The following is a 14,581-nucleotide window of genomic DNA, read 5'->3' as shown; positions in this document are numbered from 1 at the left end:
CCGCAGATGGCACCTTCCTGCCGGTCAACGACCTGCGGGACCGGTTCGCCGCGGTGGGCGCCGACAACGCACCCGTCAGCGTGTACTGCGGGTCCGGTATCACCGCCACCCATCAGATCGCGGCGCTGGCCATCGCGGGCTACCCCGCCACTCTGTTCCCGGGGTCCTGGTCGGAATGGTCCAACGACCCGCAGCGACCGGTGGCCACCGGCCCGGAACCGACTCAGTAGTCCGGCAGCCGGTTCACCCATTCACGCAGCAGCGACTCCAACTCGTCGGTGTCCAGCCGCTGCGTCTGCCGATAGCGGGCGATCTGCCGAATGATCTTGGCGTTCAACTCTTCCCGCTCCGCCGACTCGGCGTAGGTCTTGAAGAACCGCACCCAGTGCCCGGCCTCGATCCCGGCCACCCGCTGCTCCAGGATGCCGGTCACATAGGTGTCGACCAGCCCCTCGGCGCGGGCCACCCGGCCGAAGTTGCCGCCGGAATCCTGTTTGGCCTTGTCGGTGATGTTGGTCTTGGGCAGCGGGTAGGGCCGAGGATCCGGCGGCGGCATGACCGCGTAGTAGTCGGCGCTCTTCTCGTGCCCGCTCGCAGCGTCCTTGGCGCGCCGGGCATGCGACCAGTAGTGATTGCGCATGTCGGCGGCGTACCGGGCGGACTCGACAAACGGCCGGTACACCACCGGATGGCCGCTGAGCACGTTCTTCAGATGCCACGGCACCACCACCAGCAGATCGTGCACATCGCAGACCTCCCGGTTGACGGCGTACCGGAACGACGGCTCGGCCTCCCGGCTCAGCAGGTACCAGCCCTTGAGCTCGATACCCATCGCCACCCCGTGACCGGCGGCGATCAGGGTGGCGTTGTTGGTCACCAGGCGAACGTCGGGGAAGGTCTGAGCCGAGCGGACAAAGGCGTACTCGGCCCACACCCCGTCGGGATCCCACACCGCACGCAGTCGGTTCAGCGTCTCGACCACCTGGATCTCGATACTGCCGCCCAGCATCGAGTTCAGGGAGAACAGGTCACCGGCCTCCAGACCCTCGATGAAGGTCTGCGAGCTGAAGTGCACCGGCAAGGCAGCCAGCGCGCCCCGCACGTCAGCGACCAGAGCGCCCCGCGGCGAAGCCGGGTCGGGCTCCTCACGGGCCGGCGGGACCGGACCGACAAAGCCGCCGAACAGCGTCATTCCGCGGTCTCGATCGCGTCGGTTTCGGCGGCGATGTGCCGGTTCGTGGCGGCGTCGGTGAGCCGTTCATGCGCGATCTCGGCAAAATGCGGATCACGTTCGGCGACATAGGCGCGACGGCCCAGCGCCACCGCGGCCACCGACGCCGAGGCCAACCCCCCGAACGGTTCCCACACCACGTCACCTTCGCGGGTGACGGCATGTACCAGCCGTTCCATGAACTCCAGTGGTTTCTGGTTCAGGTGCGTCGACGAAGCCCGGGTCGGCTTGTACACCCGGGGCGCCGACCGGCGCATCGAACCTTTGAGCCGTTCCCCGTCGTGCAGCGGCCCGCGCCGCCAGACATTGGTCAGCCCGTGCGAGTGCGTCCACGGGTAGCGCATGGTGTCCCATTGTTCGGCGGTCACCGACGCCACTCCGTCCAGCGAGAAGTACGGCCGGCCGGACTCGAATCCGTGCTCGTTGCAGTAGGCCGCCATGCGCTCCACCATCAGACCGGGCGGGAAGTACCAGAGCCAGTCCTTGGTGAGGTACTTGCGGGTGGCGGCGTTACGCACCCCACACGCCTCGTTGGACAGGTACAACGGCAGGCCCGACCGCATCCATTCGTGCCGCAGCCAATCCTGCACGCCGAGCACCGCACCGTCGTGGGTGGCCACCTCGAAACGGCGCTGATACAGCGCACACACCTCGGTGACGACGGGGTACTGGCGAATGGTCTTGCCGTTGACATTGCCGGCGATATGCGACAGGCCTTTGTCCCAGACGATGGTCTGGACGTAGTCCCAGCCCTGCCGGTTCAGCTCCGCGTGTACCGTCGCCCAGCCCACCTCGGTGCCCCAGAACCACAGTGTGGTGCCGGGCGTCGCCGCTTGGGTCCAGGCGGTGATGTGGTCCTGATACCAGGCCACCAGACCATCGGAATCGGTTGTGTCACCGTGGAATCCACGCACCCCGTAGGCGCCGTCGCTGATGATGGTGGCCGGGGCCGGCCAGGTCGCATACGCATCCCGGGAATCACCCCGGTGCAGCGTGAACGGCTGCGCGGTACCGCCGACCACCCGCAATCCCGGACGGGGTGCGGCGACCTTGCGAGGGCGCGCGGCGCGGGGCGGCATGTAGTCGTTCCTTCTCTGGTCGGGGGCGGGTCGGGAGCAGGTCTGGGTCGAGGGCGGTCTGGACAACTGGGGAGTCGCAGACGATCGTAGGCAGTGACGACCCTGACACACGGCACCGACAGGGTTCGGGCATTGCTCACGTCGGGAGCAGACTCACCGACTCGGCGCGGCCCTTGGGAATCGTTACGTGGATCACTGCGGCCGCGCGATCGTCGAACGGGGTCATCGGTGAAAGCAGCGGCTGTCTGTCGGCCTTCACAGTGGCCAGGACGCCGCGGCGGCTCCCGGCGGTCGGAGCGTGCGGATCCAGCGCGGCGGAGGTCACAGCGGTAATGATCCCAGGCCGCCGCGCTCGACTACTGCCCCGCGACGGCACTGCAATAGAGTCGCGGACCGGAGGTGGAACCACATGCCGTTGACCAGCGGCGAACAGTTCGCGGGCTATCGGATCCTGGCGATGATCGGATCCGGTGGCATGGGTGAGGTGTACCTGGCCCAGCATCCCCGGCTGCCCCGCCAGGACGCACTGAAGGTGCTACCTGCCCCGATGTCGGCCGAAGGGGACTTCCGGGAGCGTTTCAGCCGCGAAGCCGACCTGGCCGCCTCCCTGTTCCACCCCCACATCGTCGGTGTCCACGACCGTGGTGAGTACCGCGGCCAGCTGTGGATCTCGATGGACTACATCGACGGCACCGACGCCGGCCGGCTGGTCCGCGAATACCACCCGGCGGGTCTGCCCGTCGCCGAGGTCCTCGAGATCGCCGCCGCCATCGCCGATGCCCTCGACTACGCCCACGCCAGCGGGTTGCTCCACCGCGACGTCAAACCCGGCAACATCCTGTTGGCCCGGCCGGTCGCCGGCCGGCGGCGCATTCTGCTCGCCGATTTCGGTATCGCCCGCAGCATGGCCGACACCAGCGTGTTGACCCGCACCAACATGGCTCTCGGTACGGTGCACTACGCCTCACCGGAGCAGCTGCGCAACCAGGTACTCGACGCCCGCACCGATCAATACTCGCTGGCCGCAACCACATTCGAACTGCTGACCGGCCGCCCCCCGTTCGACGACACCAGCCCGGCGGTGGTGATGAGCCACCACCTGGGCACCCCGCCACCCTCGCTGGCGGGCTACCGTCCGGACCTGGGCGGGCTCGACGTGCCGTTTGCGATCGCACTGTCCAAACATCGGGGTGACCGGTTCGGCAGTTGCACCGAGTTCGTCGACGCGCTCCGGGCACACCTGCATCGCACCCGCTGGACGCCGCCACCTCCGACCCCACCGCCGGCGGCGCCTCCGGTGGCACGGCAGCGCCGGAGCAACACGCTGCTGTGGCCGCTGGCCATCGGCGCGGTCGTGGTGATCATGATCCTGGGCCTGCTGGTCTTCTCCTCCCAGTCGCGGGACCAGGGCCGGGAACAGGACACCGCCACCGGGGGCTCGACGGCGGCGCCGACCACCTCCGAAACCACCACGAACACCGCGCCGACCAATTCCGAAACCACCGCGAACACCCAGTCGTTCGAGTCCATGCGGGACCTGGTGACCACCTACTACGCCGAACTGCCGGAGGACACCGGCAGCGCCTGGTCGAAGTTGTCCAGCGGCTATCAGGCCCAGACCGGCGGCCAGCGTGAGTACAACAAGTTCTGGAAGTCCATCCGGGCCGTCACCGTCGACACAGTCACACCCCGCGACGCCACCAGCGTCTCGGCCCGGCTGACCTACACCATGCGCAACGGATCCAGCGATACGGAGCTGCGCTGGTTCGATATCGAGCCCGTCGACGGGGAACTGGTGATCACCGGATCCCAGATCGGTTCCTGACACCAAGAATCCACCAAGAATCTCTGGAGGGCCGCACCGGAGGCTTGGCACATCAGCACCTACCCCGAGGAGCATCGCCATGAAGAAGACCCTCCGTCGCACCGCAGCCGCCGTCCTGATCGCAGCCGGCGCTCTCGGATTCGCCGGCACCGCACACGCGTCGCCGGCGAACCTCTGCGATCAGATCGACGCCAACGGCATGTGCCAGTTCCACGCCTCCGGGGTGTTCGACGACATCGACATGGTGTTCCCGTCGAACTACCCGGACCAGCAGGCCGTCACCGGCTACCTCGACGGCATCCTGGGCCATTACCAGGCCGACAGTGGTCTGACGGACGCACGGACCTCACCGCATGCGCTGGAGGTCACCAGCACCCGGTACAGCACCGCTCACACCCAGTCGGTGGTCCTGGACGTGTATCAGAACACCGGCGGCGCCCACCCGATGGAGTGGTACCGGGCGTTCAACTACAACACCGCCACCGAGCAACCGTTGACCTTTGACATGGTGTTCAACGGCGATGCCCACCCCGCCCAAACCCTGCTGCCGCTGGTGCAAGCGGAGCTGGGCCGGCAGTTCGGCCAGCCCGTCGACATTGCGGCTGACACCGGTCTGGACGTGTCGAACTACCACAACTTTGCGCTCACCGACGACGAGGTGATCTTCTTCTTCGACAAGAACCAGCTGGTTCCGGCGACTCCGGCCACCCAGGTGTCGGTGCCGCGCAGTGCCATTCAGGGTCTGCTCAAGCCCTGAGGTTGACCACGACCTTGCCCTTGGCGGTCCGATTCTCCAGTGCCGCTATCGCCTCGCCCGCCCGTTCCAGTGGGTAGACCTCTGGGACGGGTGCCGTGAGCGCGCCGGATTCCAGCAGCGGCTGCAGCTGTGCCCACTGCTCACTGAGATAGCCCGGGTTGGTCATCACCCATCCGCCCCAGCCGACCCCGACCGCGTCGACATTGTTGAGCAGCAGCCGATTCGTCTTGATGGCCGGAATGTCGCCACCGGTGAACCCGACGATCAGCAGCCGACCGCCGGGCGCCAGGGACCGCAGGGAATCGGTGACCCGGTCCCCGCCGACCGGGTCCAGCACGATGTCGACGCCGCGACCGCCCGTCAGATCCTTGACCGCATCTTTGAAACCGTCGGCCAGGACGACATCGGTGGCGCCGGCGGCACGGGCGATCTCCACCTTGCTCTCGGAGCTGACAACCGCGATCGTCCGGCCCGCACCCAGCGCCGGGGCCAGCCGCAGCGTCGAGGTGCCGATACCGCCGGCGGCGCCGTGCACCAGCACCGTTTCCCCCTCGGCGAGACGGCCACGCTTGGCCAGGGCGAACAACACCGTCAGGTCGTTGAACAACAAACCCGCACCGGCGGCGAACGACACCGAATCCGGCAGCTTGAACACCCGATCAGCCGTGAGGCAGACGACCTCGGCCATCCCGCCGCACAGCATGGTCAGCCCGGCAACCCGATCACCTGCCGACACGTGCGCGTCGGGAGGCGCGCTGCGGACCACTCCGGCCACCTCCCCACCCGGGATGAACGGGAGCTCCGGCTTGTACTGGTAGAGACCCCGCGACTGCAACGCGTCGGGGAACGCCACCCCTGCCGCGTGGACCTCGATGACCACTCCGTCGGCAGCCGGCTCGTCGATCTCGACCACTTGGGCCGCTTCCGGGCCGTCGAGCCGGGCGATCTGTACGGCACGCATCACGCCTCCCGGTGCGGGGTCGGACTCTGGGTGGATCCCCACTTCGCGTCGGGTGTCCGGCGCACCACCGTGCCCGCCGGATACTCGGTCTGGAAGGTTTCGCCGCCGTCGATCTCGAACGTCACCAGAATTACCTCGGTGCCGTCGTCGGCCGTCGTCGTATCCTTGTGCACAACCTTTGCCGTGTGCCCGTCCCGGTCCACAATGTCACCCGCGGCGACCTGATCGATCGGAATCTCGTCGAAGGTCTCAGCCATGTTTCCGACGGTAGCTCACAGACTTGCCTGGGCAGCAGCCCCGTCCAGGTAGCCTCGTTCCTGGCCCTGCTCTGTCCGTCCAGTGGGCACGCCGGACCTGATCGAATTTGTCAGCTCGCCGGTGAAAGGCATCCGATGCCCCAAGTGCTTCAGCGGTGGTGGCATCAACCCGACCATTACTACTGGATGACCGCGTATCTGGCGGCCCAGGGAGCCCAGGCGGCGTTGTGCCGCGGCATCGCGTTGTCGGTCGCCGGTATGGGGTTGGTTCCGGTGCTGATGCTGGCCAGTCCTTCCGGACCCCAGGGCACGCTCAACCGGACACTGGCAGTGCTGGTGACGGTCTGCTGTCTGGTCATGGCGGCGATCTGGCTGCGCCCGGTGTGGCCCAGCCGCGCTATGGCCGGGGGCTTTGTGGCGGTCTCGAGCGTCTGTATCACGGTGAGCTGCCTGGTGGGGGGTGACGTCGTTGCCAATGTCAACTCGGGCGCCGCGTTCGCGATTCTGGGTGCCTACGTCGGGCTGTTCCTCACTGCCCGATATGCGCTGCTCAACATCGCCGCGGCCGTGGTCACCGTCTCGATCACCGCCGTCGAACTCGCCCAGGAACGTGGCGTCGTCTTCGCAGTGTGCACCGCGGCCTTCGTCATCACCCTCAACATCGTGGTGCCGGTGGCCTGTCAGACGCTGGTGCACATGCTCGAGGTCGACGTGCTCAGCACCGATATCGACAACATCACCGGCCTCCTCAACAAAGACGCCTTCTACTTGCAGACCAGCGAACTGATCGGAGCCCGCAACCGGGGCGACGACCGCTACCTGGTGGTCTTGGTGATGACGCTGGATCAGTTCCGGGCGCTCGCCGAAACCGACGGCCGGGTGGCCGCCAACCGGGCCCGGGTCGCCGTCAGTCAGACGCTGCGGGATGTGACCCGGCGTGACGCGATCGTGGCGCATTTCGGCGAGGAGGAGTTCCTCGTCTCCGACACCTTCCTGACAACCGATGTCAGCCCGTTGGTCGACCGTCTGCGCGGTGCCATCTCGACCACACCACCACGGTTGAGTGCCAGCGTCGGGGTGGTGAGCACTCCGTTGAAGGGCCTGGCCAAAACCCCCTCCAACGATGTGCTCGACGAGCTGGTCACCATCGCGACGGTGGCCATGTTCGACGCCCGACTGGCCGGCGGCGACCAGGTCCGCTACGTGGAGTGCCCGTCGCTGCGCGCCCTCGAGGACCGGCCGGACAGCTGAGCCACCGCCGACCCGCTCCCCGACGGTCTCCCGTAGCGTTGGCGCGGTCATGATCGCGCTCCTGTTCGGGTTGTTGGGCCTGGCCGCCCTGGATTCGCTGAATGTGTTGAACGTCGGTGTGACGTCGGCCGCCATCTACGACAGTCGTCTCAACCGCCGCTCCCCGTTACCCGGAGCCCTGAGTTTCATCGCCGGTGTCTTTCTCGTCACCACGGCGTTCGGCATCTGTGTTGTGCTCGGCCTGACGTTCCTGACCGGTCTGGTGGACTTCGACCTCACCCCGACCATCCGGTTCCGGGGCGAGCTCATCGTGGGCATGGTGCTCATCGGGCTCGCCTTCTTCCCGTTGGTCGCGCAGACCACCGCCCCGGGGTGGGCACTGGCGGCGGTGCGTCAGCGTCCCTGGCTGCTGGGTGTTCTCGGGGCGGCCGTCGGGGCCGGTCAGGCGCCGACGGCGGTCCCGTACCTCGCCGCGCTGGCGATGCTGAGCGCCTACGATCCCCGGCCGGAGGCCTGGCCCCTCATCGTGATCGTCTATTGCGCGCTGGCCCAGATACCGTTGCTGCTCTTGGTGTTCCTGGCGACGCGGCGGACCCGTCGGGCACAACAGGCACAACGGAAGCTGGTGCGGGTCATCACCCGGTACGGCCCGATTTCGGTACGCGTGCTTTTTCTGGTCGCCGGTGTTGCACTGGTGGCCGACGCCCTGGTGCACTACGACGCACTCTGGTGAGCTGAGCAACCCGTCGACGCGGTAGGTGAATGATGGAACTGACCATTGCCGAGGCCACCCGGGCGGCCCGCGTCCTGCAGGAACAGGTTGGCGGTCTCACCGATTCCGCGGCACTGGAGATCGTGGCCCAGCAGCTGGGTTTCCAGGACTGGACCAGCGCCGCAGCGTCCCTGCCCGAGAGCTACGACATCAGCGCACCGATCCCGGTACTGCGCAGCTTCGACGAGCAGCGGGCGCGGGAATTCTACGTCGACTATCTGCATTTCACGGTGCTCTGGGAACACCGGTTCGAGGACACCTTGCCGCTGTACCTGCGCCTTCGCCGCGGCCGGTTCGTGGTGGACCTGTCCGAGCACCACGGCGACGGCACCCCCGGTTCCACGGTGTGGGTGCCGGTCGCGGACGTGGTGGCGCTGCAGTCGGAATTGCACGCCACCGGCTATCCGAACCTACGTCCCGGTATCGACCACGACTCCCCCGGCGGCCCGACGATGGAAGTCATCGACCCGTTCTCCAACACCATCCGGTTCTGTCAGACATCGTCGTGAGCGCGCGGATGTAAATGGGCACTTTGTCCGGGCCGCGTCCAAGGAGTTCGGTGCCCGCGGCATCAATGTCAACAACGTCGCCCCCGGGCCGATCGACTCCCCGTTCTTCTACCCGAAGGGGTCCCCGGAGCGGGTGGAGTTCCACAAGTCCCAGGCAATGGGCAGACCATCTTCGCCAACGGCGGCTACACCACGCACTGGCTGTATCCGGCACAATACCGGTGTCAGCTATGGCTTTTCGATGGGCCGGGACAGCTGAAGCCTTCACACCAGCCGTGACAGCCGCTTCTTCCGGAGGTTCTGACCAACGATCCATGTGACGTCGGGGTCGGTGTCGTCCAATGACCGAAACGCGGGCAACCCGTTCTCAGGATCAGCGGCGACGGCAACACTCCAGCAGTAGCCCAGCGTCTGCCGAAGTGAGCGCAGTGACGGGTCGGTGCGCGCGTCGGTAGGCCACCCGGTGATGACATTCGTTGCGGTGTCGCAGACGGTGATCGCCACCGCAGCGGCCTGCGGTGTCCCGAGCAGCCGGGGCTCACAGATCGCCGCGGCGGCTGCCCGCACCACCAGTGGGTCGCGATCCTCGACCCAGGCCTCGACGATGCGCTCCAGGTCGCTGAAGTTGTTGTCCGCCAACAGCTGTAGACCCATGGCCACTGCCTCGCGGATTCGCCACCGCGGGTCGCCTGCGAGTCGGTGAAGCTTGGCCAACGCGGCGGGGTCGGTCGCCCGCGCACCGAGTGCCACGGAGCCACACATGGCGAGGTACTCGTCGGCACTGGCGATCGCCGGGTCGATGTCCGCCGAGTCGGCGAGTTCGGCGTAGGCGATCGCCAGCTCGGTGTTGGCACGCGGTCCGGGCAGACCGGAATGCTCGGCAAGAAAGTCGGGCCATGCAGATCTGGGCAGCCGGCGCAGCTCTACGGCCCACTTCTCTCGCGGTTTCACCTGCACAAGGTAAGTCCTGGCGCCGCTCGCTGATCTGGGGGGCTCGGCGAGCGGCGCGAGAAGCTGGGCCGCAGCCCTACTACTGGATGGTGCCGATGGTTTCCATCTCTTTGGTGAAGGTGATGGTGGCGTCTTCCATGATGGCGCGGGGATCGAAGCCAGGGTCGGCGATGATGCCGTGCACCCGGCGACGCTGCATGCCCATGTTGCCCCCGTCGTAGATCGGGAGCACCGATGCCTCGCGCAGGATCTTGCCGAAGCCGTTCTTCTTCTCGAGTGAGTTGACACCCACGATCTGCATGCACTTGAAGACCACGTCGAACATCATCTCGGTGACTTGGATCTTGGCTTGGGCGCCCACAAACTCGGCATGCTGGTCGTGCTTATCGAGGTAGTCGGCCGCACGCAGGGAGAACACCCGGGCCATCTCGATCTTCGACGCACAGTCGCCCAGAACGTATCCCACATTCTGGAACCTGATGATCGGCCCCATCGAGCCGGACGAGTTGTTCTTGGCCCAGTGCAGTGCCATTTCGTAGGCCGCACGCGCCTGCCCGACGGCGGCGATAGCAGCGACCGGGCCGGACCAGGCGAAGTTGCGGTTGATCACGAAGTCACCGTTACCCTCGGCTCCGGGGAGCAGATTCTCAGCGGGAATCTCGGCATCCTCGAACACGATCTCCGCGTTGGCCGCGGTGCGGTGACCCTCTTTGTCGATGAAGGTGTAGGTGACACCCGGGGTCCCACGCTCGACAACCAAGGCGGACAGACCGGACGTTCCGCCGGCTTCGGAGTTGGTACGGCAGATCACGGTCTGCACTTCGGTGCCCTGACCGTCCCAGCCCGGCGACGACGGCCAGTACTTGCGGCCGTTGAGGATGATCTTGTCACCCTTCCGTTCGGCGATCAGGCCGACCCCCGCAGGCCGCGGCCGGTCGATATCAAAATTTGCAGTGCCGCTACCATTTCCGGGCGGTTCGCTGGCAGTCCATCCTCCGAGGAAGGTGCCGGTGGGGTCACTGGTCGCGGCACCGAGCCATTTTTTCTTCTGCTCTTCGGTCCCATACCAGTAGATCGGCTGCATTCCCAGGCCGTTGCACAGCACGGTGCAGGCAAAGCCCGGGTCGACTGCGCAGATCTCCTCGGCGGCGATGGTGAAATCCAAACACGACAGTCCCCCACCACCGTAGGCAGACGGCAGCATCGCCATCGCGATGCCTTGTTTGTAGGCCTCGATATAGGGTTCCTTGGTCAACGCAAAGGCGCGGCCTGGGTCAGGCTCAGCGTCAGCGATCGGAATATACGGTGCAAGAACTTCTTCCGCGTAATGCCGTACCTCAGACTGCAGCTTGCGCTGCTCATCCGACATTGTGAAATTGAGCGACATGTGTCTCCAGTCTCCGAGTGAGATCGACCAAGGGCGAGGAACTTGGGCTCTCGCACTGAGAATCTTGGATCGAACCTGTGCCCGTACCGCTTCCGGGGTGTAACGACTCAGGTAAACAGTTCTCACCTGAACGGCTACCAGCTTGTGAGGAGACGGAGACAGTCGGCGTGCTCGCCGGCTCCGTCACCACGACGGCCTGGATGTGAATGGCTACGTTGGTCGAGCCCCGCTTGAATCGAGCACCTGCGGCCATGGGGCCGGCGCCCATGGTCGGCTGCGTTCTGCTGCCGATGGTAGCTGTGGCTGTACCGAGCACCGCGCCACCGTCTCGGCTCAGGTGGCTGAGCCGACGGTGTCGAGGCCTCAGCATCACCGATCTGTCCGATTGCGGGTCTCATCAACACCGCCAGAAGAGGTGGGTGTCCACAACCTGTACACCACACCGTATTTCGTGAGGCGCACGTTGTGGCTACCGTAACTTCAGTCGATCGGCAATCGATCCCATTTGGCCGACCTTGCACCACTTCTACTCGGGTCCAGTTCATGGCCGGAATCATGGTGCTTGCCGTCGCCGTTGCGATCACTTCTGATGGGTTCCCATCGCCGGTCCAGTCATCGGCGGCCCTTGGGAATCGCGCTCTACGACATCTTCATCGAGCGCCGACTGCCATGGTCGGCGCCCACCGAGATGGGCCGCAACATCAACGACCCCAACTCTGGGGCCGTCATCCACGAATCACCGGTCCGCAATTCATGCTTCACCAATCCTGGTGCACCGCACTATGAAACGAAGGGAGGTTCCTGACATGGGAGGAGTGGCGGGCAAGGTTGCCTTCATCGGAGCAGCACGCGGCCAGGGCGGGCTGAAGCCGTGCGCCTCGCGGAAGAGGGCGCCGACATCATCGCCTTCGACATCGGCAATGACGTCGAAGGCTCCGGCGGCATCCGCGGTCGATTCACCCCATCTCCGAACGGCACCGGCCAGATTTTGGTGACCGCCGAGCATCGAATGTCACACCCGGGCGGGATTTCCCCCGATTTCCCGCCGCTGAGTGACTCTCGATGCACGTCGCCTCGTGCAGCTCCAGCGAGACCCGCCAGCGGAACGGCCCTGGCGCAACCCCCGCAGCGTCGCAGAAGGCATATCGGCGGACGTAGGCAGCGTTCAGCCGATTCGAAGAGGGCAGGTTCAGGGACCGGCGCCTGAATAGTCCCGGGGGTAGCGCCCCATCTGCCGCTGCGCTGTCAGCGATGACCCCAAAACACAAAGGTCACGGCGTGCGGTACGTTTCGGCGGTTCAGGAGCCATGGCCGCCGATCGGGTCCAGGGATATGTTTCGGAATCCCCTCCCAAATGGATCCGCAGCTGGCGACGTCGGTGTTGAGGGACTCTTCTCGGGCCTACCGCGTTCTACAGGTTTTCTGGATTCGATGGTTCGTGCTTGCGACGGCCAACGCGAGAAGAATCTTGACCAAGGGTTCGCGTCGAGGCCCCACTTGAGGTCGACGAGGCAGGTGATGTGCGCAGATTTGAGCATGCTGAAGGTCTGCTCGTGTTCGTTCAGGTAGGGCCCGGCCGCTATACAACCAACACAATTACAGTTGCGCAATATGTAAACATGGTGGTTACACAAAGTCCTGACGCAGAAGGGAGGCGCCCGGTGAGTGCGAACACCAGAATGAGCTTGGCCGTGCATGTGCTGACCTGGCTGGCCTTCGACCGCCGCGGCACCGATAAGGAGATCGGCACTTCTCAGCGGATCGCGACCAGCGTGAACACCAACCCGGTGGTGATCCGCCGCTGCTTGGGCGAGTTGCGCGAAGCTGGGCTGGTGTCGGCCAGTCGCGGGCGCTCTGGCGGCTGGTCGCTGGACCGTGATGCCGAGCAGATCACGTTGCTCGATGTGTACCTGGCCGTCGGCGGGCAGGAGATCTTCGCGATGCCGGCCGCGCCGCCGAACGCCGAGTGTTACGTCGGGTACGGCATCCAGCCGGTGCTGGCCCGGGTGTACGACGAAGCCGCCTCCGCATTGTGTGAGTCGTTGCGCCACACAACGATTGCTGATGTCCTGCGCGCAGCGCTGGAGGAGTACGCCGTCGGCGCCGCTTCGCCATAGCTGGGGGCTTGCGGCTTAGGGTGTGCCAGCGACGCAGAACACGTTGCCCTCCGGGTCGGCGAGCACCACCCAGCCGAAGTCCGGGCCGGCGGTGTGCCGACCCAGCTCGACCGCCCCGGTGGCGATCAGCCGCGCCGCATCACCGTCTTTGTCCTGGGAATGCAGGTCCAGGTGGACCCGGTTCTTACCCGGCGTCGGGTCGGGCACCTTCTGAAACCCCAGCCGCAGCCCATGCGGCACAGCGACCATCACGAACTCCCCCGGTTCGGCGACGATCACCTCACCGGCGATGGCCTGCGCCCACCACCGCGCCAACGGCTCAGGGTCGGTGCAGTCGAACGTCACCATCGACACCTCCAGCGTCGGCGTGCTCGCGTCACTCATCAGGGGTTGCCCCTGTCACCATGGACAGCGATTCGCCGCGATCCGGGTGGTGACTGCGCTGCCGGGTTGAAGATCTCGGCAGCATGGATGGTGTCCAGGTACTCACGGACGGCGCTGATCTGCCCGCCGTCGAGGTCGAAGACGCACACGATCCGGTTGTCGTAGTCGACGCCGGTTGCTGAGCGGCCAGTGGTGTGGGTTTCCACAATGATGCGGTCAACGGTGGCCGTCGTTGAGGTGATGCCGACGTGGGGTCCGTCGGGCAGGGCGGCGCCGACCTGGGCCAGCATCGCCGGGAACTGCTCCCGGTTGTAGGTGCCGGCCAGGGCGAATCCCTGGCCTGGTGCACCGGCTACCGTCCAGGTGAAGTCCGGTGTCGTCCGGGCCAGCGCAGCCTCGATGTTCCCGGCACCGAGGTCAGCGAAGAACTGCTGTGCTGCATTCATACTGGGTGGTCCTTCGTTCAATGAGGTTGGCGGTCAATTGAAGTCGATTGAGCGGCTCAGGGTGGCGGTGGCGCGGTCACCGGCGGCCAAGTCGTCGGCCGCGGCGGCGGCGAACCCCAAGGCGTCGCTGCCCAGCGGGACACGCACCGGCGGGGAGTCCATACCGGCCAACTCGATGATCGCCGCCGCAGCCTTGGCCGGATCTCCGGTTTGGTGGCCGTCGTTGTCCTCAAGATAGCGCCGCATCGCGTCCAGCGCGGCCTGGTAGTCCTGGCCATAGTCCAGCATCTGCATCGACGCGGCGCTCGTGATGTCGGTGCGCAGATTGCCGGGCTCGACGACGGTTACCGTAATGCCCAAGTGGGCCACCTCTTTGGCCAGCGACATGGAGAACACCGTGACGGCGGCCTTGGCGGCCTGGTAGGCGGCCAATCCGGGGCTTCCCATCCGGGCACCCATCGACGACACCTGGATGATCCGGCCGCGGCGTTGGCCGCGAAGCACAGGTAACGCCGCGCGGGTGAGGGTGAACACGCCCCCGAAAACGGTGTCCACCTGTCGCGCAAACACCTCCGCGGGCATGTCTTCGACGGAACCGAAATCGGCATGCTCGGCGTTGTTGACCACCACGTCGAGGCGGCCGAACGCCGCGAC

At 66.0% G+C, this 14,581-nt stretch carries 18 protein-coding genes and 2 pseudogenes; 10 read left to right on the top strand and 10 right to left on the bottom strand.

The features are described 5' to 3' along the window. Nucleotides 1-230 (top strand): sulfurtransferase (locus WBB07_RS25490; RefSeq protein WP_526311832.1); only part of this gene is annotated, 230 nt, incomplete at its 5' end. Here WBB07_RS25490 and WBB07_RS25485 read toward each other — a convergent pair. From WBB07_RS25485 to WBB07_RS25475, 3 genes are all read right to left on the bottom strand, one after another. Next, complete coding sequence (locus WBB07_RS25485) at nucleotides 224-1,192, bottom strand: hypothetical protein (RefSeq protein WP_526311830.1); 969 nt, start codon at nucleotides 1,190-1,192, stop codon at nucleotides 224-226. The two genes, WBB07_RS25490 and WBB07_RS25485, sit on opposite strands and share 7 nt — an antisense overlap. After that, entirely contained in the window at nucleotides 1,189-2,310 is a 1,122-nt protein-coding gene (locus tag WBB07_RS25480) for a DNA methyltransferase (protein WP_526311828.1), read from the bottom strand. Before WBB07_RS25480 ends, WBB07_RS25485 begins: the two co-directional genes overlap by 4 nt. Before the next feature lie 136 nt (nucleotides 2,311-2,446). After that, nucleotides 2,447-2,635 (bottom strand): hypothetical protein, encoded by a 189-nt coding sequence (locus WBB07_RS25475; protein ID WP_526311826.1) that lies wholly within the window; start codon nucleotides 2,633-2,635, stop codon nucleotides 2,447-2,449. An 84-nt stretch (nucleotides 2,636-2,719) separates the two neighbouring features. On the opposite strand from WBB07_RS25475, the gene WBB07_RS25470 reads away from it, so the two are divergent. Both WBB07_RS25470 and WBB07_RS25465 read left to right on the top strand, forming a co-directional pair. Continuing rightward, nucleotides 2,720-4,135 (top strand): serine/threonine-protein kinase, encoded by a 1,416-nt coding sequence (locus WBB07_RS25470; protein ID WP_526311824.1) that lies wholly within the window; start codon nucleotides 2,720-2,722, stop codon nucleotides 4,133-4,135. A gap of 79 nt (nucleotides 4,136-4,214) precedes the next feature. Then, entirely contained in the window at nucleotides 4,215-4,892 is a 678-nt protein-coding gene (locus WBB07_RS25465) for an esterase (protein ID WP_526311822.1), read from the top strand. Here WBB07_RS25465 and WBB07_RS25460 read toward each other — a convergent pair. Together WBB07_RS25460 and WBB07_RS25455 are read right to left on the bottom strand one after the other, a co-directional pair. Then, on the bottom strand, nucleotides 4,882-5,853 hold the full coding sequence (locus tag WBB07_RS25460; RefSeq protein WP_526311820.1) for an NADPH:quinone oxidoreductase family protein: 972 nt from the start codon (nucleotides 5,851-5,853) through the stop codon (nucleotides 4,882-4,884). The two genes, WBB07_RS25465 and WBB07_RS25460, sit on opposite strands and share 11 nt — an antisense overlap. Further along, nucleotides 5,853-6,110, bottom strand: coding sequence for a hypothetical protein (locus WBB07_RS25455; RefSeq protein ID WP_526311818.1), 258 nt, complete (start codon nucleotides 6,108-6,110; stop codon nucleotides 5,853-5,855). Before WBB07_RS25455 ends, WBB07_RS25460 begins: the two co-directional genes overlap by 1 nt. Nucleotides 6,111-6,245: 135 nt before the next feature. On the opposite strand from WBB07_RS25455, the gene WBB07_RS25450 reads away from it, so the two are divergent. The 4 genes and pseudogenes from WBB07_RS25450 to WBB07_RS25435 all read left to right on the top strand — a co-directional run. Then, entirely contained in the window at nucleotides 6,246-7,361 is a 1,116-nt protein-coding gene (locus WBB07_RS25450) for a GGDEF domain-containing protein (protein ID WP_526311816.1), read from the top strand. 49 nt (nucleotides 7,362-7,410) lie between these two features. Further along, complete coding sequence (locus tag WBB07_RS25445; RefSeq protein ID WP_526311814.1) at nucleotides 7,411-8,094, top strand: GAP family protein; 684 nt, start codon at nucleotides 7,411-7,413, stop codon at nucleotides 8,092-8,094. 32 nt (nucleotides 8,095-8,126) lie between these two features. After that, on the top strand, nucleotides 8,127-8,642 hold the full coding sequence (locus WBB07_RS25440) for a glyoxalase superfamily protein (RefSeq protein ID WP_526311812.1): 516 nt from the start codon (nucleotides 8,127-8,129) through the stop codon (nucleotides 8,640-8,642). Between the two features lie 19 nt (nucleotides 8,643-8,661). Next, nucleotides 8,662-8,805 (top strand): annotated as a pseudogene (locus WBB07_RS25435) (SDR family oxidoreductase); the annotation flags it as partial. 101 nt (nucleotides 8,806-8,906) lie between these two features. On the opposite strand, the gene WBB07_RS25430 reads toward WBB07_RS25435, so the two are convergent. Then, nucleotides 8,907-9,593, bottom strand: coding sequence for a HEAT repeat domain-containing protein (locus WBB07_RS25430; RefSeq protein WP_526311810.1), 687 nt, complete (start codon nucleotides 9,591-9,593; stop codon nucleotides 8,907-8,909). A gap of 79 nt (nucleotides 9,594-9,672) precedes the next feature. Further along, nucleotides 9,673-10,980, bottom strand: coding sequence for an acyl-CoA dehydrogenase family protein (locus WBB07_RS25425; protein WP_526311808.1), 1,308 nt, complete (start codon nucleotides 10,978-10,980; stop codon nucleotides 9,673-9,675). A 589-nt stretch (nucleotides 10,981-11,569) separates the two neighbouring features. On the opposite strand from WBB07_RS25425, the gene WBB07_RS25420 reads away from it, so the two are divergent. From WBB07_RS25420 to WBB07_RS25410, 3 genes and pseudogenes are all read left to right on the top strand, one after another. After that, on the top strand, nucleotides 11,570-11,785 hold the full coding sequence (locus WBB07_RS25420; RefSeq protein ID WP_526311806.1) for a hypothetical protein: 216 nt from the start codon (nucleotides 11,570-11,572) through the stop codon (nucleotides 11,783-11,785). Between the two features lies 1 nt (nucleotide 11,786). Further along, nucleotides 11,787-11,897 (top strand): annotated as a pseudogene (locus WBB07_RS25415) (SDR family mycofactocin-dependent oxidoreductase); the annotation flags it as partial. Nucleotides 11,898-12,641: 744 nt separating this feature from the next. Further along, nucleotides 12,642-13,097 (top strand): RrF2 family transcriptional regulator, encoded by a 456-nt coding sequence (locus tag WBB07_RS25410; protein ID WP_526311804.1) that lies wholly within the window; start codon nucleotides 12,642-12,644, stop codon nucleotides 13,095-13,097. Nucleotides 13,098-13,112: 15 nt separating this feature from the next. On the opposite strand, the gene WBB07_RS25405 is transcribed toward WBB07_RS25410, so the two are convergent. The 3 genes from WBB07_RS25405 to WBB07_RS25395 form a co-directional block, all read right to left on the bottom strand. Then, complete coding sequence (locus WBB07_RS25405) at nucleotides 13,113-13,481, bottom strand: VOC family protein (protein ID WP_526311802.1); 369 nt, start codon at nucleotides 13,479-13,481, stop codon at nucleotides 13,113-13,115. Further along, on the bottom strand, nucleotides 13,481-13,927 hold the full coding sequence (locus WBB07_RS25400; protein WP_526311800.1) for a nuclear transport factor 2 family protein: 447 nt from the start codon (nucleotides 13,925-13,927) through the stop codon (nucleotides 13,481-13,483). Before WBB07_RS25400 ends, WBB07_RS25405 begins: the two co-directional genes overlap by 1 nt. 33 nt (nucleotides 13,928-13,960) lie before the next feature. Further along, nucleotides 13,961-14,581: SDR family NAD(P)-dependent oxidoreductase (locus WBB07_RS25395; protein ID WP_526311798.1), on the bottom strand; the 621-nt coding region annotated here is incomplete at its 5' end.

It is taken from the genome of Mycobacterium sp., assembly GCF_049647605.1.
Lineage (GTDB): Bacteria > Actinomycetota > Actinomycetes > Mycobacteriales > Mycobacteriaceae > Mycobacterium.
Note: the sequence above shows the minus strand (reverse complement) of the source record. Positions and strands in the feature narration are given on the sequence as shown.

What these genes read in the sequence shown, in the direction of transcription:
- WBB07_RS25485 (WP_526311830.1), bottom strand. Translation starts at nt 1,192, where the DNA reads ATGACGCTGTTCGGCGGCTTTGTCGGTCCGGTCCCGCCGGCCCGTGAG.
- WBB07_RS25480 (WP_526311828.1), bottom strand. Translation starts at nt 2,310, where the DNA reads ATGCCGCCCCGCGCCGCGCGCCCTCGCAAGGTCGCCGCACCCCGTCCG.
- WBB07_RS25470 (WP_526311824.1), top strand. Translation starts at nt 2,720, where the DNA reads ATGCCGTTGACCAGCGGCGAACAGTTCGCGGGCTATCGGATCCTGGCG.
- WBB07_RS25465 (WP_526311822.1), top strand. Translation starts at nt 4,215, where the DNA reads ATGAAGAAGACCCTCCGTCGCACCGCAGCCGCCGTCCTGATCGCAGCC.
- WBB07_RS25460 (WP_526311820.1), bottom strand. Translation starts at nt 5,853, where the DNA reads ATGCGTGCCGTACAGATCGCCCGGCTCGACGGCCCGGAAGCGGCCCAA.
- WBB07_RS25455 (WP_526311818.1), bottom strand. Translation starts at nt 6,110, where the DNA reads ATGGCTGAGACCTTCGACGAGATTCCGATCGATCAGGTCGCCGCGGGT.
- WBB07_RS25450 (WP_526311816.1), top strand. Translation starts at nt 6,246, where the DNA reads ATGCCCCAAGTGCTTCAGCGGTGGTGGCATCAACCCGACCATTACTAC.
- WBB07_RS25445 (WP_526311814.1), top strand. Translation starts at nt 7,411, where the DNA reads ATGATCGCGCTCCTGTTCGGGTTGTTGGGCCTGGCCGCCCTGGATTCG.
- WBB07_RS25440 (WP_526311812.1), top strand. Translation starts at nt 8,127, where the DNA reads ATGGAACTGACCATTGCCGAGGCCACCCGGGCGGCCCGCGTCCTGCAG.
- WBB07_RS25425 (WP_526311808.1), bottom strand. Translation starts at nt 10,980, where the DNA reads ATGTCGCTCAATTTCACAATGTCGGATGAGCAGCGCAAGCTGCAGTCT.
- WBB07_RS25420 (WP_526311806.1), top strand. Translation starts at nt 11,570, where the DNA reads ATGGGTTCCCATCGCCGGTCCAGTCATCGGCGGCCCTTGGGAATCGCG.
- WBB07_RS25405 (WP_526311802.1), bottom strand. Translation starts at nt 13,481, where the DNA reads ATGAGTGACGCGAGCACGCCGACGCTGGAGGTGTCGATGGTGACGTTC.
- WBB07_RS25400 (WP_526311800.1), bottom strand. Translation starts at nt 13,927, where the DNA reads ATGAATGCAGCACAGCAGTTCTTCGCTGACCTCGGTGCCGGGAACATC.